Source organism: Paraburkholderia sp. C35, assembly GCF_003121405.1.
Classification (GTDB): Bacteria; Pseudomonadota; Gammaproteobacteria; order Burkholderiales; family Burkholderiaceae; genus Paraburkholderia.
Genome location: NZ_QBUY01000099.1, coordinates 1 through 15,019, shown reverse-complemented (window position 1 = coordinate 15,019; position 15,019 = coordinate 1). Strand labels below are relative to the sequence as shown.

Below are 15,019 nucleotides of genomic sequence, written 5' to 3'. Positions count from 1 at the left end.
GGCTTCACTCGAACCACGTTTCCATGTCCCTCCTGAAGAAATGCCTCATCGCCTGCGTATTGCTCGCGATGCTGCTTGCCGCCGCGGCGTACGGCGCATACCACTGGGCCACCACGCCCGTCCCGCTCGCCACCCCGCAACTCGACGTCACCATCAAGCCGCACAGCAGTTTGCGCAGCGTCACGGCGCAGCTGAACCGGGGCGGCGTGCCCGTCGAGCCGGAACTGTTCGTGATGATGACGCGCGTGCTCGGGCTGCAATCGGCGCTCAAATCGGGCAATTACGAGTTCAAGCAGGGCATCACGCCATACGACGTGCTGCAGAAAATCGCGCGCGGCGACGTCAACGAGTACGTGGCGACGATTATCGAAGGTTGGACCTTCCGGCACATGCGCGCCGAACTGGATTCGAATCCGGCGCTCAAACACGACACGGCGGGCATGTCCGACGCGGATATCCTGAAAGCGATCGGCGCGCCGGAAGCGCCGACGGGCAGCGGCGAAGGGCTGTTTTTCCCCGACACCTACCTGTTCGACAAGGACACGAGCGACCTCGACGTCTATCGCCGTGCATACCGGCTGATGAAGCTGCGCATCGACGAAGCGTGGGCCGCCCGAGCGCCCGGCCTGCCGTACAAGACACCGTACGACGCGCTGACGATGGCCTCGATTATCGAAAAGGAAACCGGCAAGGCCTCCGACCGTCCGATGGTGGCGGGCGTATTCGCCAACCGTCTGCGTGTGGGCATGCCGCTGCAAACCGACCCGACCGTCATCTACGGTATGGGCGAGGGCTACACGGGGCATCTGCGCAAAAAAGATCTGCAGACGGACACTCCTTACAATACCTATACGAGGATGGGACTGCCGCCTACGCCAATCGCGTTGCCGGGCGTCGCATCGCTGCAGGCCGCGCTGAATCCGGCGCAAACCACCGCGCTGTATTTCGTGTCGCGTGGCGACGGCAGCAGCATCTTTTCTGACACGCTCGGCGATCACAACAAGGCCGTCGACAAATACATTCGAGGTCAATGATGGCTCGGGGAAAATTCATCACATTCGAGGGCATCGACGGCGCCGGCAAGACCACGCACCTGAGCTGGTTCCGTGACCGGCTGGAGCAGAAGCTCGCGCCGCTGGGCCGCTCCGTGGTCATGACGCGCGAACCGGGCGGCACGAAACTCGGCGAAGGGCTGCGCGACATCCTGCTGCACCAGTCGATGGATCTCGAAACCGAGGCGCTGCTGATGTTCGCGGCGCGCCGCGAGCATCTCGCGCAGGTGATCGAGCCGGCGCTCGCGCGCGGCGACTGGGTGCTGTCCGACCGTTTCACCGATGCCACGTTCGCCTATCAGGGCGGCGGCCGCGGCCGGCCGCGCGACAAGCTGGAAACGCTCGAACGCTGGGTGCAGGGCGGTTTTCAGCCGGACATGACGGTGCTGTTCGACGTGCCGCCCGACACGGCGAGCGAACGTCGCAGCGCGGCGCGCGCGCCGGACCGGTTCGAGAGCGAATCGGACGCGTTTTTCACGCGCACGCGCAGCGAATATCTGCGCCGAGCCGAGGAAGCGCCTTACCGGTTCGATATCATCGACTCGACGCAGAGCATCGCCGACATTCAGAAACATCTTGAAGAACTGATCGTATCTCTTTGATTTATCGTTGATATAAGTCGAATGCATATCATTCGACGACGCTCAGCCAATACATCGACAGTTACCTTCAACCTATTGAATTAAAAGACAAACGATGATTTATCCGTGGCAAACCGAAGACTGGAACCGTCTGCAGCAGTTGCGTGCCCATTGGCCGCATGCGCTGCTGCTTCACGGGCAGGCCGGCATCGGCAAGCTGCGTTTCGCCCAGCATCTGGCGCAAGGTCTGTTGTGCGAATCGGCGTTGCCCGATGGCCAGCCTTGCGGCAAATGCGCTGCGTGCACGTGGTTCACGCAGGGCAATCATCCGGACTACCGGATCGTGCTGCCGGAAGCACTCGCGTCGGAGGCCGGTTTCACCAGCGCCGCCACCGATGAAAAGGCCGAAAAAGACAAGGCCGACGCCGACGAAGGCGGCAAGAAGACGCGCACGCCCAGCAAGGAAATCAAGATCGAGCAGGTGCGAGCGCTGCTGGACTTCTGCGGAGTCGGTTCGCATCGCGGCGGCATGCGCGTCGTCGTGCTGTATCCCGCCGAGGCGCTGAACGTCGCCGCTGCCAACGCGCTGCTGAAAACGCTCGAAGAACCGCCTGCGGGCGTCGTGTTCCTGCTGGTGTCGGCGCGCATCGACCGCTTGCTGCCGACCATCATCAGCCGGTGCCGCCAGTGGCCGCTGGCGATGCCGTCGCCGCAAGCCTCGACGGCGTGGCTTGCGCAGCAAGGCGTCGACGACGCGCCGGGCCTGCTCGCGGAAGCGGGCGGCGCGCCGCTCGCCGCCCTGGCGCTTGCCAGCGACGAAAACCGTCCGCTGCGCGACTGGACCCTGAAACAGCTGGCAGCCGGTGCGAAGTGCGATGCGTTCGCCTGTGGCGAGACGCTGCAGAAACTGCCCGTGCCGCTCGTGCTCGGCTGGCTGCAACGCTGGATGTACGATCTGCTGGCGCAGGCCACGGTGGGCGCGGCGGGCACGCCGCGCTATTTCCCGGCGGCATCGGCGGCACTGACGCGTTGCGCGTCACAGGCCGATGCCAACGCGTTCGCGCGTTTCGCGCGTTTGGTCACGCGGCAGCGCGCGGTCGAAAACCATCCACTCAACGCACGCCTCGTGTTCGAAGAACTGTTTCTCGGCTATCGCGATCTGTTTGGCCAGTAGCGCTGCGCCTGAGGCAACACTCGAAGCCACACTGTTTCATCCCATTGACCACGAACATCGACATGACTTTTCAGTACCGCGACGCCACGCTCGACGATCTTCCCGCGATCGTCGCGATCTATAACTCGACGGTGCCGTCGCGGCAGGTCACGGCTGATACAGAACCTGTCAGCGTCGATAGCCGCCGCGCGTGGTTCGCCGCGCATGGTCCTGAGAAGCGTCCGCTGTGGGTGGTCGAAGACCAGGGTCGCGTGATCGCGTGGCTGAGTTTTTCTGATTTCTACGGCCGTCCGGCTTATCACCGCACGTCCGAAGTCAGCATTTATCTGGACGAAGCGGCGCGCGGCAAGGGTTTGGGCAGGAAACTGCTGACGGCCGCGCTGGACGCCGCGCCGAAACTCGGCATCGACACGGTGCTCGGCTTCGTATTCGGCCACAATGAGCCGAGTGTGCGGCTTTTCGAGGGATTTGGCTTCACGGCCTGGGGCACGCTGCCGCGCGTCGCGGTGCTGGATGGCGTCGAGCGCGATCTGGTGATTCTCGGCAAGCGTCTGGACGGCACGCTGTAGGCCCAGCAGGCCAATATCTATCGTTATCGGTTATCGGATTTTTCGCAGGACTTCATCATGTTTGTCGACTCCCACTGCCATATCAACTTCGAAGGACTCGGCGACCGTCTGCCGCAAGTGCTCGAAAACATGCGCTCGCATTCGGTCACGCACGCGCTGTGCGTCTCCGTCGATTTCGAAACGCTGCCGTCCGTGCTGGACATCGCGCGTTCGTACGACAACGTGTTTGCGTCGGTCGGCGTCCATCCGGATCACGAGGACGCCCGCGAGCCGAGCGTCGCCGAACTGGTCGAACTGGCGCAGCATCCGAAGGTGGTCGCAATCGGCGAGACGGGACTCGACTACTACCGGCTGGAAGGCCGCTCGATCGACGATATGGAATGGCAACGCGAGCGCTTTCGCGTGCATATCCGTGCCGCGCACCAGACGGGCAAGCCGCTGATCATCCATACGCGGGCGTCGTCGGCGGATACGCTGCGGATCATGGCAGAGGAACGCGCGGGCGAGCCGGGCGGCGTGATGCACTGCTTTACCGAACCGTGGGATGTCGCCGAGCAGGCGCTCGCGCAGAACTTCTACATTTCGCTGTCGGGCATCGTCACGTTCAAGAGCGCGACCGACGTGCAGGACGTCGCGCGCCGCGTGCCGCTCGACCGTCTGCTGATCGAAACCGACTCGCCGTACCTCGCGCCCGTGCCGTATCGTGGCAAGCCGAATGAACCTGCGTACGTCAGTTATGTCGGACGCTTCATCGCGCAGCAGCGCGAGATGCCGGACGAAGCGCTCGCCGCAGCGACGAGCGAGAACTTTTTCCGGCTGTTCAAGATTCCGGCGCCGGTAGGCGCCTGAAGAAAAAATTACGTAGTATCAAAAGGATAGGGAAGTTTCCTAAAGTAATATATGAAAAAATACATGATCGAGGGCCATGATCGCGCCACGCCCGTGCGCGCTGTCGACCTGCGCCGCGGACTGGCGAAACTGACGCTGGCCGCCGGTGTCGCTTTCGCCACGCTCGGTGCGCTGCCTGCCCACGCCGCGCCCGCCGACACAATGATCAAGGCCGTCAAGTTCGATGACGTGAAGGAAGTGAAAAAGCAGCTGGCGAACGGCATGGACCCGAACATGACCGATAACCAGGGCATCCCGCTGCTGGTGATCGCCGCGCGCGAAAAGTCCGATCAGGTGGTCGCGGCGCTGATCGCGAATCTGAAGACCGACATCGAAATTCTCGACAAGGCCGGTGAAAACGCGATGATGATGGCCGCGCTGAACGGCGACATCGAGATCGTCAAACAATTGATCGCCAAAGACGCCGAGGTCAACAAGAAGGGCTGGGCGCCGCTGCACTACGCGGCCGCGAACGGCAACGACGATATCGTCAAGCTGCTGCTCGATCACGACGCCTATATCGACACCGGTTCGCCCAACGGCACCACGCCGCTGATGATGGCGGCGCGCGGCGGCCATGTCTCGACCGTCAAGCTGCTGCTCGACAGTGGCGCGGACCTGAACGTGAAAAACCAGCTTGGCCTGACGGCGCTCGATTTCGCCAGGCAGTACAAGGAACCCGACGTCGTCGACGGGCTGACGGCACGGATGCAGCAAATGCAAAAACAGGCACCCGCAGGCGCCCCAGCAACGCCGCAAAACAGTGCAAAATAGCAGCCTGGGCGCGGGTCACCACGCGCCCGAATTGCAGCCGGAACGGGCGGTAAAAGATCGCGCGGCAAAGACCGTCGAATGCCGTTCGCCGTTCAGGGCTTACACCAGGAAGGAAAAAACATGCTGCGGGTTTTGATTTGCGCCAGCGCGCTTGCTGTGCCGTTGACGGCTGCCGCGTTCACGGGGGGCGACCTCAACAAGCTGTGCACGAAAACCGACGTTGCGTCGCGTAGTGCGTGTGCAGCCTATATCGAAGGCGCCGCGGACGGCGTTTTCAACACCATCGACGCGATCGGCGGCACGACCGGCCCGCGTGTCGGCCAGTATTTCTGCCTGCCGCCCGACGCGCGCTCGCAGCAACTGACGGACGCGGTGCGCAAATACATCGCCGACAATCCGAACGTGGCGGGCTACAACGCCAGCACGGCCATTTCGCTGGGACTGGGCAAGGCGTTCCCCTGCAAATCGGGTAGCTGAGCGGCGCTCCGCTTTCAGCCGGTCCGATGTTTCATTCGACGCGCGCCGGGCTTTCCGCCCGGCGCGCGTTTTCCGCTTTTCTCCGGCTTTGTGTCCACGTGCTGGCCATGATTGGCCTGGCCGCACCTGGCCTGAACCTTCCCATTCTGGCGCCATTCTTGCGTCGGTGATTCAGCCTATACCGTCCGGATCTGCACAAATGTGCAACTGATCGGGCGCAACCGCAGTCGAACCAGCACTGAACAACGCGCGCCGGCCATCGCAGGCCAGGCGCGATGACAAAGCGGAGGGACAGCAACATGGGCCGACTGATCGTCGTGTCGAATCGCGTGGCAACGCCGACGGAAACCAAAGGGTCGGCGGGCGGCCTCGCGGTCGGCGTGTTCGGCGCGTTGAAAGACGCAGGCGGCGTCTGGTTCGGATGGAGCGGAGATGTAGTCAGCGAAACCGTCGCGAACGCCGGGCCGACGCTCGAACAGGACGGCACCGTCACCTTCGCGACCACGGGCCTCACCCGCAAGGACTACGACCAGTACTACCGCGGCTTCTCGAACGCGACGCTGTGGCCCGTCTTCCACTATCGCAACGATCTCGCGCGCTATGAACGCGAGGAATATGCAGGCTATCGTCGGGTCAATGCCTGGCTCGCACACAAGCTCATCAAGCTGCTGAAGCCCGACGACGTCATCTGGGTACACGACTACCACCTGATTCCGTTCGCCGAAGCGCTGCGCGCTGAAGGCATCAAGAACCGCATCGGCTTTTTCCTGCACATTCCGTTTCCGTCGCCGCAAATTCTGCTGAATATCCCGCCGCACGAAGAACTGGTGAAGTCCTTGTGCTGCTATGACCTGCTGGGCTTCCAGACGGACAACGACGAGCAGGCGTTCCACGACTATCTGCGCCGGCACGCGCGCGGCACGGTGTCGGACGAGGGGCACGCGGAAGCGTTCGGCCGGAAGCTGCGCACGGGCGTGTACCGGATCGGCGTGTTTCCCGACGACATCGCCGATCAGGCGAAGCGTTACGAAAGCCGTCAGCACGTGCTCGACCTGAAGCAGAGCCTGGAGGGACGCAAGCTGATCATGAGCGTGGACCGGCTCGACTATTCGAAGGGGCTGGTCGAGCGCTTTCGCGCGTTCGAGGCGCTGCTGGAGCGCTCGCCCGAATGGCGCGGCGACGTCACACTCGTGCAGATTGCGCCGCCCACGCGTTCCGACGTCACGACTTACCAGGATATTCGTCAGCAACTCGAATACGAGGCAGGGCGCATCAACGGCAAATACTCGGGGCTGGACTACACGCCCATCCGTTATCTCAACCAGCAATACGACCGCTGGAAACTGATGTCGCTGTTTCGCGAGTCGCAGGTTGGGTTTGTCACGCCCTTGCACGACGGCATGAATCTCGTCGCGAAGGAATATGTCGCAGCCCAGAATCCCGACGATCCGGGCGTGCTGGTGCTGTCGATGTTCGCGGGTGCGGCGGCGGAACTGGAAGGCGCGTTGATCGTGAATCCTCACGATTCGATTGGCATGTGCGAGGCACTGCAACGGGCGCTGTCCATGCCGCTGGACGAACGCAAGCGGCGTCACGAAATCGATATGGAAGCGTTGCGCAAGAACGATCTCGGCGTATGGCGCGATTCGTTCCTGCGTGATCTGCGCAGCGTGCCGCTGCAGGCCCCGGCGCCGGATGGCGCCGCCGCCACGCGGCCGCAGGCGAAGAAAGCGGGGCGCGCTTGATGCGGCTGGGATATTCGTTTGCGATCCAAAGCAATCCGCACGCAGGCGGTTCATGCACCCGTCGATCGGCCCGCTTATGCTGAGCGCGCTCGCTATCGCCAACTATCGTTCGCTGCGCGATCTGATCGTGCCGCTCGCGCGCCTGAACGTGATCACGGGCGCGAACGGCAGCGGCAAGTCGAGCGTGTATCGCGCGTTGCGGCTGCTGGCTGTCACCGCTCGCGGCGGCGTGATTCCGTCGCTGGCGCGCGAAGGCGGCCTGCAATCCACGCTGTGGGCCGGCCCTGAGCGCTTTTCCCGCGCCATGCTCGCGGGCGACATGCCTGTGCAGGGCACGCGGCGCGCCGAGCCCGTCAATCTGCGGCTCGGCTTCGCAGGCGACGAATTCGGCTATGCCATCGATCTCGGTCTGCCCATTCCCGGCGAAACGCAGTTCGGGCTCGATCCCGTCATCAAGCGCGAATGCATCTGGAGCGGTCCTGTGCTGCGTCCGTCGGCCATGCTGGTCGACCGGCACGGCGCATCGATCCGTACGCGCGGCGACGACGGCGAGTGGCAGACCATTCCGCATGCGGTCGCCAGTTTCGACAGCATGATGACGGAGTTTTCCGATCCGCGTAGTGCGCCGGAGATGATCGCCGTCCGCGAGCAGATCCGCTCCTGGCGCTTCTACGATCATTTCAGAACGGACGCCGAATCGCCCGTGCGCTTGCCGCAGATCGGCACGCATACGCCCGTGCTCGGTGATGACGGCGCGGACCTCGCGGCAGCCTTGCAGACCATCCGTGAGATCGGCGACGCGAGTGCGCTCGATAGCGCAATCGACGATGCCTTTCCCGGCTCGCGTGTCTCGATTACCAACCTCGAAGGGCGCTTCGAGGTGACGATGCATCAGCATGGCTTGCTGCGCGCGCTGAAGGGCGCGGAACTGTCCGACGGTACGCTGCGCTATCTGCTGCTGGTCGCGGCGCTGCTCACGCCGCGTCCGCCCGCGCTTCTCGTGCTGAACGAACCCGAGACCAGCCTGCATCCCGATCTGCTGCCGGCGCTCGCACGTCTGATCGCGCGGGCGTCGTTGCGCTCGCAGGTGATTGTCGTGTCGCACGCGGCCCGTCTTATCGCCGCGCTGGAGCGCGAAGAGGGCAGCGAATCCGTGGTGCTGGAAAAGCAGCTGGGCGCGACGCGAATCGCCGATGCCGATTCCCGCGATCTGCCCGCATGGAAGTGGCCAGCGCGTTAGTCACGCAACGAGACGCTTCGTACAACGGGACACATGGCGGCAAAATACAAGAAGGGATTGCCCCAACCGAATGTTTCCCGACTGTAACAGCGTAATGCAATTGAAATATCTGCAGTGTTTCAAGCGGTGGCGAGAAATAATCGAATCGCGGGTAATGACAGGCCGAGGCACGCCGTGTGCGTGCACTGTGCATACGAAGGCGTTTTGAACGCGCGTGTGGAATGCCATGTACGGATAAACCCGCGGATAAACCCCATAACGCGACACAACCCGCATGAAAACGCGGTGACGCGTTTGATCGGCTGCCTGCCTGCTGGCATACTCGTTCGCCACTGCTCGCTGCAGCCGCCAACGCGCGGCCCCTGGAGACACAGATGAGAATTGCGCAGATCGCACCGTTGACGGAATCCGTGCCGCCCAAACTGTATGGTGGGACCGAACGCGTCGTGTCGTACATCACCGAGGCGCTCGTCGACCTGGGCCATGACGTAACGCTGTTCGCGAGCGGCGATTCCGTCACGCGCGCGAAGCTGGAACCGGTGTGGCCACGCGCATTGCGGCTCGATCCCGGCATCCGCGATCGAATCGCGCCGCACATGCTGCTGATGGAACTGGTGCGCCGCCAGGCTGACGATTTCGACGTGCTCCATTTTCACATGGACTACTACTCGTTTTCGGTGTTCAAGCGCCAGGACACGCCGTTCGTCACGACCTTGCACGGGCGTCTCGATCTGCCCGAGCAGCAGCCCGTGTTCGACACGTTCAACACGGCGCCCGTGATCTCGATCTCGAATTCGCAGCGTCATCCGTTGCCGCAGGCGCGCTGGCTCAGCACGGTCTATCACGGGCTGCCGGAATCGCTCTACACGCCGCAACCTGTCGAACAGAAGTACCTCGCATTCCTGGGCCGGATTTCGCCCGAGAAGCGGGTGGATACCGCGATCCGCATCGCGGGCCGTTGCGGCTTGCCGATCCGCATTGCCGCGAAGGTCGATGCCGCCGATGCCGAATACTTCGAGCGCGACATCAAGCCGTTGCTTGATCTGCCGTATGTCGAATTTATCGGCGAGATTGCCGATCATCAGAAGGCGGAGTTTTTGTCGGGTGCGCACGCGCTGCTGTTTCCGATCGACTGGCCGGAGCCGTTCGGGCTGGTGATGATCGAAGCGATGGCGTGCGGCACGCCCGTGATCGCGTTCAATCGCGGCTCGGTGCCCGAAGTGCTCGACGACGGCGTATCGGGCTTTATCGTCGAGGACGAGATCGGTGCCGTCGCGGCCGTCAACCGTCTGCACAAGCTGCCGCGCGCGGGCGTGCGCCAGCGCTTCGAAGAACGCTTTACGTCGCACCGGATGGCACGGCAGTACATCGAGGCGTATCAGTCGGTGATCCGCGCGCAGAAGCGCTCGCGTTTCAAGGTGATCGACACCTCGTCCACCACCAGCTAGCCGACAGTTGGCCGCGAGCGGCCGCGTCCGGACGCGTTTTTCTGACGAACCGGCGCGTCCTGCGGCGGCTCTCACCATAAGAAAAGGGCGGTGCAATCGCGCGATTGCACCGCCCTTTGTCATTGTCGATCAGCCGGAACTGCGAGACATGCAACCGCATCCCGTAGCGCTGCATCGCCTGCTGAAGACCGGTGCGTCGCCGCACCGTCGTGCCGTCAGATCTTGAGCCGCGATACCTTCGTGCCAGCCAGCGACACATCCGCCATCAGGCCGGCGTTGGTCAGCACGAACACTTCGACGGGCGCCGTGGCCGTGGTCGAATCGACGACGCCGTTTGCGCCCATTTTCACGAGCGCAACCGATGCGTCGGCACCTGCCGACCAGCCATCCGAACTGCGGAATTTGTCGAGCGCATCCTGCGTCATGAACAGGAAGATGATGGCCTTCGACTGCGCACCGGCCTGCAAGCCGAACGAGCCGGAGATCGTGCTGTAGTAGCCGACGGTGCTGCCGCCCACGCGCAGCGAGCCTTCACCATACTGGCCGCCGACCACGAAGCCGACCTGCAGTACGGACGGGAATACGAGAATGCCGCGCGCCTTTGCAACCAGCTCGCGCGAGCCTTGAACAGTGGAATAGAGACGGGACATGGTGCCGTCGACGCTGGCGGCGATCGACTGCCGTTTCGACATGTCCGTAGCGGCAGAATCCCCGCTGCTCTTGGTGGTGGTGCAGCCGGCCAGTGCAAGGGTTCCGAACGCGAGCGCGGCGGTACTCTTCAGCATGTAGTTTCGTCTTTGCATCGTTTTTCTCCATCGTGGTTCCGGGGTGCAGCCTCAGTTCACGCGGGTTGCCTGTTTAGGTATATCACACGATCCAGCAATACAAGGGTTCTGGGGACACCGCGCAAACCCTTGCCTGACGGGCGCTCCCGCGATGGTCAGCGATTCGTTGGGTAATTCTGGCCGGTCGGTGGCACGCCCAGGAAGCCCGTGCGGTGTGCGTCCGGCGTTCGCGGACGAGGCCGTGCATCCGTGTCGCCGGTTCCGTTCAGGGGCGCGCGTGCAGGCAACGAAAAGGGTCGTTTTTACCGTTTCTGCGTGGCGGCAGAAATCGGTCGTAAGCAAACGGAAAGTGTTGCTAGAACGCCGCAGCGGCTCGCTGGCTGCGGGCGCTTTCCGGGCCGCGCGGGCTAGCGGCCATGGCATGGCCAAGGCCCGCGCGTTTGCGTTCGACGGTTTCAGTGATTCGCGGGACTCTTGTTCACGGGCGGCCGCCGCAACGCGCGGCGCACCAGGCCGATCACGAAACCGATCGCGAAGAGGATCGCGGCCGGCACGACCCAGTAGCCCACGAATGCATGCCACAGATAACCCGCCAGGGTGCTTTTGCGAATCGCGTATTCATTGAGCGCTTCCTGCTGGCGCGGCGCATTGGCGGCGAGGACATCGGCGGGACAGCCGGCTGCGCGGGCATCGTCGGGCTTGCCGCGGCAGCGCGCGGCGGCGCCTGCGGCGCGCTGCGCGTCGGTGAGTTCCCAGGTCGTGAGCGCATTGTTCAGGTCGACCCGGTTATAGGCCATTTCCTCCTGAATCTCGCGCACGGCGACGATCGCCACGGGCACGGCCCAGAAAATGATCACCACCAGCCAGCGACGCAGCCAGCGGTTCTTGTGTCTCCCAACCATCCTTGCCTCCGTGCGATGCGCTTGCGGCATCAACGACAAGCTGGCGGCCCGTGGGACTTGTTGTGTGTGGGGTGGGCCGTCTGTGCCGCCATCATAGAAGAAAACGGCCAGGGAAGTGCAGGGTGTAATAGCGGGAATCAGTGCGGTGCGTGTGTCGTGCCGCATGGGGGGAGGGATGCGGCATCGGGAGACGTATCAAGAACGTCTTGTGTCGCGACAGCAGCGCAACACGCTGCGCTAAACGGCGCGGCAAAAAGAAAAACGGCGCCCGCAATGGACGCCGTCTGTCGGCATCAACATCGGCGCGCCGCGCTAACCCACGCGGCGCATCGCGCTGTCAGATTCGAGCGCTGGCTTCAGCCCTTGTTGCTCAGGCAGGTCTTCATGAAGGCCTTGCGATCGTCGCCTTTCTTGTCGGCGGCCTGGGTGTTGCACATCTTCATCTTGTCCTGTTGCGTCATCGGACCGGAGGCGGCGGCCGCCGGCGACGCCGACAGACAGCTCTTCATGAACGCCTTGCGGTCGTCTCCCTTCTTGTCGCCTGCCTGCTTGTTGCAGTCGGTCATCTTCGATTGCTGGCTGTTCGCGGCAAAGGCGGGCGACGCGAGCAGACCCGTCAGGGCGAGGGCAGCGAGAGCGGCTTGGATCTTCATGGGACACTCCATCACGGGTTGTGAATGTTGTTGGTTGTCGTGAGACGGGCATCGAGCCTGCGCAGATTGCCATCGCTGTGATCGGCCGTCACCCATGCAAGGCATGGTGCCTGTCAGAACGAACGGCCGGCACAAATGGTTGACGCATGTCGGCCTAAGACGGCACAGGTCTTTCCCTAACAGCGCTTACCCGGAACGCGCCAACCGTTATGCTTGAACCGTTGCAGCCACCACATTCCAGGAGTTCTCGCCATGCACTACCTGCTGATCTACGAAGTGTCGCCGGACTATCTTGAGCGTCGCCCGGAATTTCGCGGCGCGCATCTGAAGCATGCGTGGGCGGCAGCCGAGCGGGGCGAACTGCAACTCGGCGGCGCACTCGCCGATCCCGTCGATACCGCCGTCCTGCTCTTCGAAGCCGATTCGCCTGCCGTGGCGGAAGCGTTCGCACAAGCCGATCCGTATGTGCTCAACGGACTCGTGACCACATGGCGCGTGCGACCGTGGACGACGGTGGTCGGCGAGCGCGCGTCGACGCCTGTGCACTGACCTGTCCATTCACGCCACGACGACACCCGTTCGCCAGATGCAGCGGCACATGATGCGTCACGAATAGAAACATCGCGCCACCTCGGGAAGACACGCCGCTGCACGCCGGGCTGTTATGCGCAGCACATCGAAGTGAATGTAACGGACGCAATTCTGTTGTGCGTGGCCCACGTGCCGCGCGGTGTGCCGTTGCGGCGGCACGGGCGTGAAGGCGCGGCTCTGCGCTGTTCGCGCGTTGTCCAAACCATCGCAACCGACGTCAATTCTGTGACAGCGAGCTGCTAAACGACGCAGCAAAAAGGACAAGATTGTTTCTATCCGTAACACTTGTCTCAGTCATATTCAGACAAACCCTAGCAATGGTATGCTTCGTGCACAAATTCTCCCATGCACGAGTGAGACCACGTTTTGTGCGTCGTCCCGGTGAAATAGCGCACTAACCAAGTGCGCATTCTTAATCCGGGCGCAAGAACGTATAAGCATATTGTGCAACCGAGGACCCGACACGAACCGCCAAAATGAAGTTCGTGAGAGCCCAACGCCGCAGCCAGGCCAGGCTGCGTGGAGAACTGAATGTTTTTCGATGAGCTAAGCAATGACGAATGGGCGCAAATTTCTGCGCTTGTTTCTGACGAGCCAGCCGTCCGCCTGAATCGACGCGGACGGCCCCGCGCCGAACCCCGTATCGTGGCTAATGCCGTTCTGTGGATCCTGACGACTGGTGAGCCGTGGTCGAAGCTGCCCGGACGCTATCCGTCTGGCCCTACGTGCCGGCGCCGCTGCGAGGAGTGGCAAGCCAACGGCACGCTGGCCGAAGTGATCCGTCTGTTGACGCAGATTGGGCGCGCGTTCGCCTATATTCCCGAGCCGACGCCGCCTGCCGCGCCGAAGCCCGCGCCCGTGATCGAAGCGCCGAAACCGCGCGACGATCTGGCACGCGGCGTGTTCTGGAAAAGCCCGGAGACGTGGCAGGCGTCGTCACCCGAGTCGGGTGTGCCGAATGGCGCACCGACGGGCTGGCGCGCGCTCGCACCGATGGCCGACATCACGCGGCAGCTTGCCGGTTCGTCAGCCGTCGAGACGGGCTTCGCGGATGCCGGTGCGGTCGATGCACCGCAGCCGGACACGGTGAGTGCGCTCGATGCCGTGGTGGTGTTCGACGAAGCGCCGTCTGTCGATATGCACGTCGTGCAAGTGCAGTCGCCGGTGCAAGTGGATGCCGACCAGGCTTCCGTTCAACTCGATGCCGACGCCGAGTCGACTTCTCTCGCCAGTGCGCACACGCCGCTGTGGATGAGTCTGGCTGCGCCACCGGGATTGCAGGTCGCCGACCGCCAGGGCTATACGATCTACGTCGCGGCTGAGCCGGTACCGAACGACAAATACCGTGCGTGGGCCGAGATCATGAAGGACGGCAAACGCGTGGAGCGTTCGGGCCTGATCGGGCCGCGTTTCGCCGATGTCGATGCGGCGCATCGCTTTGCGCTCGACTGGGCGCGGCAATGGATCGACCGCGAGTGCCGTACGCAGGATGCTGCTGTGGGTCTGCATGCGGCGGCTCCGAAGCCGGCCGTGCGGGCGGTGACGCGGGCGATGCCTGAGTTGACGCCGACGCCGGTGAATGTGGCTGTTGGCGCTGTCGCTGGCGCTGGCGCTGGTGGGAATCCGCATTTGCCGCAGCAGATTAATCCCAGGCTGATGCCCTTGCGAAAGTATCCTGCAGAGGCTGCTGTCAAGGATAAGGCAGGGGAGCGGTATCTGTTGCCGGTTAGTCTGCTTTCACATGTTGGGTGAGGGGTTTTTTGTTGTCTTGCGACGCTCTTGGTGGTTTGCTGGGTTTGTCGTTGGCGTCTGCGATTTGCCTTCGTGCTTCATGCGTCGCCCCTGTGCGGGGCGGCACCTACTTTTCTTTGCCGCCGCAAAGAAAAGTAGGCAAAAGAAAGCGGGCTAACACCGCCAGTTCTTGTTTTTGCCTGCGGGCCCTCAACGGCCCCGTCCTGTCCGCGGTATCACTACGCTTGATGCCCGCTGCCAGCGCTCTTTATCTGCGCCTCACCCGCTCCAATCACCCGTAGTGCATCAAGCGTCAGCGAACCGTACAAGCCGCCCAGGTGGCAAACGGTGTGTAGGTTGTCGCACATTCTGCGTCGGCGATCCTACAAGACACACCGCCTTTGCTTTT

At 63.0% G+C, this 15,019-nt stretch carries 15 protein-coding genes; 12 read left to right on the top strand and 3 right to left on the bottom strand.

What is annotated here, in order from left to right; genetic code table 11:
• Positions 1-23 precede the first annotated feature (23 nt).
• From mltG to DK391_RS35340, 10 genes are all read left to right on the top strand, one after another.
• Entirely contained in the window at positions 24-1,034 is a 1,011-nt protein-coding gene (mltG, locus tag DK391_RS35385) for an endolytic transglycosylase MltG (protein ID WP_109482654.1), read from the top strand.
• Positions 1,034-1,654, top strand: coding sequence for a dTMP kinase (gene tmk, locus DK391_RS35380; RefSeq protein WP_109482653.1), 621 nt, complete (start codon positions 1,034-1,036; stop codon positions 1,652-1,654). Before mltG ends, tmk begins: the two co-directional genes overlap by 1 nt.
• A gap of 94 nt (positions 1,655-1,748) precedes the next feature.
• Complete coding sequence (locus DK391_RS35375; RefSeq protein WP_109482652.1) at positions 1,749-2,807, top strand: DNA polymerase III subunit delta'; 1,059 nt, start codon at positions 1,749-1,751, stop codon at positions 2,805-2,807.
• A gap of 62 nt (positions 2,808-2,869) precedes the next feature.
• On the top strand, positions 2,870-3,376 hold the full coding sequence (locus DK391_RS35370; protein WP_109482651.1) for a GNAT family N-acetyltransferase: 507 nt from the start codon (positions 2,870-2,872) through the stop codon (positions 3,374-3,376).
• Positions 3,377-3,433: 57 nt separating this feature from the next.
• A complete protein-coding gene (locus DK391_RS35365) occupies positions 3,434-4,225 on the top strand; it encodes a TatD family hydrolase (protein WP_109482650.1) in 792 nt (263 codons plus the stop codon).
• 51 nt (positions 4,226-4,276) lie between these two features.
• Complete coding sequence (locus DK391_RS35360; protein WP_109482649.1) at positions 4,277-5,038, top strand: ankyrin repeat domain-containing protein; 762 nt, start codon at positions 4,277-4,279, stop codon at positions 5,036-5,038.
• A 120-nt stretch (positions 5,039-5,158) separates the two neighbouring features.
• On the top strand, positions 5,159-5,515 hold the full coding sequence (locus DK391_RS35355; protein WP_109482648.1) for a Rap1a/Tai family immunity protein: 357 nt from the start codon (positions 5,159-5,161) through the stop codon (positions 5,513-5,515).
• A gap of 299 nt (positions 5,516-5,814) precedes the next feature.
• Positions 5,815-7,260: an alpha,alpha-trehalose-phosphate synthase (UDP-forming) gene (otsA, locus tag DK391_RS35350; protein WP_109482647.1), complete on the top strand. Its 1,446-nt coding sequence runs from the start codon at positions 5,815-5,817 to the stop codon at positions 7,258-7,260.
• 76 nt (positions 7,261-7,336) lie between these two features.
• Entirely contained in the window at positions 7,337-8,500 is a 1,164-nt protein-coding gene (locus DK391_RS35345; protein ID WP_109482674.1) for an AAA family ATPase, read from the top strand.
• Between the two features lie 374 nt (positions 8,501-8,874).
• Entirely contained in the window at positions 8,875-9,948 is a 1,074-nt protein-coding gene (locus tag DK391_RS35340; protein ID WP_109482646.1) for a glycosyltransferase family 4 protein, read from the top strand.
• Between the two features lie 215 nt (positions 9,949-10,163).
• Here DK391_RS35340 and DK391_RS35335 read toward each other — a convergent pair whose 3' ends face one another.
• The 3 genes from DK391_RS35335 to DK391_RS35325 form a co-directional block, all read right to left on the bottom strand.
• Positions 10,164-10,751 carry a YSC84-related protein gene (locus DK391_RS35335; RefSeq protein ID WP_109482645.1) on the bottom strand — a complete coding sequence of 196 codons (588 nt, stop codon included), beginning with the start codon at positions 10,749-10,751 and terminating at the stop codon, positions 10,164-10,166.
• A gap of 437 nt (positions 10,752-11,188) precedes the next feature.
• Positions 11,189-11,635 (bottom strand): hypothetical protein, encoded by a 447-nt coding sequence (locus DK391_RS35330; RefSeq protein WP_109482644.1) that lies wholly within the window; start codon positions 11,633-11,635, stop codon positions 11,189-11,191.
• A 356-nt stretch (positions 11,636-11,991) separates the two neighbouring features.
• Positions 11,992-12,288 carry a PsiF family protein gene (locus tag DK391_RS35325; RefSeq protein WP_109482643.1) on the bottom strand — a complete coding sequence of 99 codons (297 nt, stop codon included), beginning with the start codon at positions 12,286-12,288 and terminating at the stop codon, positions 11,992-11,994.
• Positions 12,289-12,540: 252 nt separating this feature from the next.
• On the opposite strand from DK391_RS35325, the gene DK391_RS35320 reads away from it, so the two are divergent.
• Complete coding sequence (locus tag DK391_RS35320; protein WP_109482642.1) at positions 12,541-12,837, top strand: YciI-like protein; 297 nt, start codon at positions 12,541-12,543, stop codon at positions 12,835-12,837.
• 573 nt (positions 12,838-13,410) lie between these two features.
• Positions 13,411-14,631, top strand: coding sequence for a DUF6566 family protein (locus DK391_RS35315; RefSeq protein ID WP_109482641.1), 1,221 nt, complete (start codon positions 13,411-13,413; stop codon positions 14,629-14,631).
• The last annotated feature ends 388 nt before the right edge of the window (positions 14,632-15,019 follow it).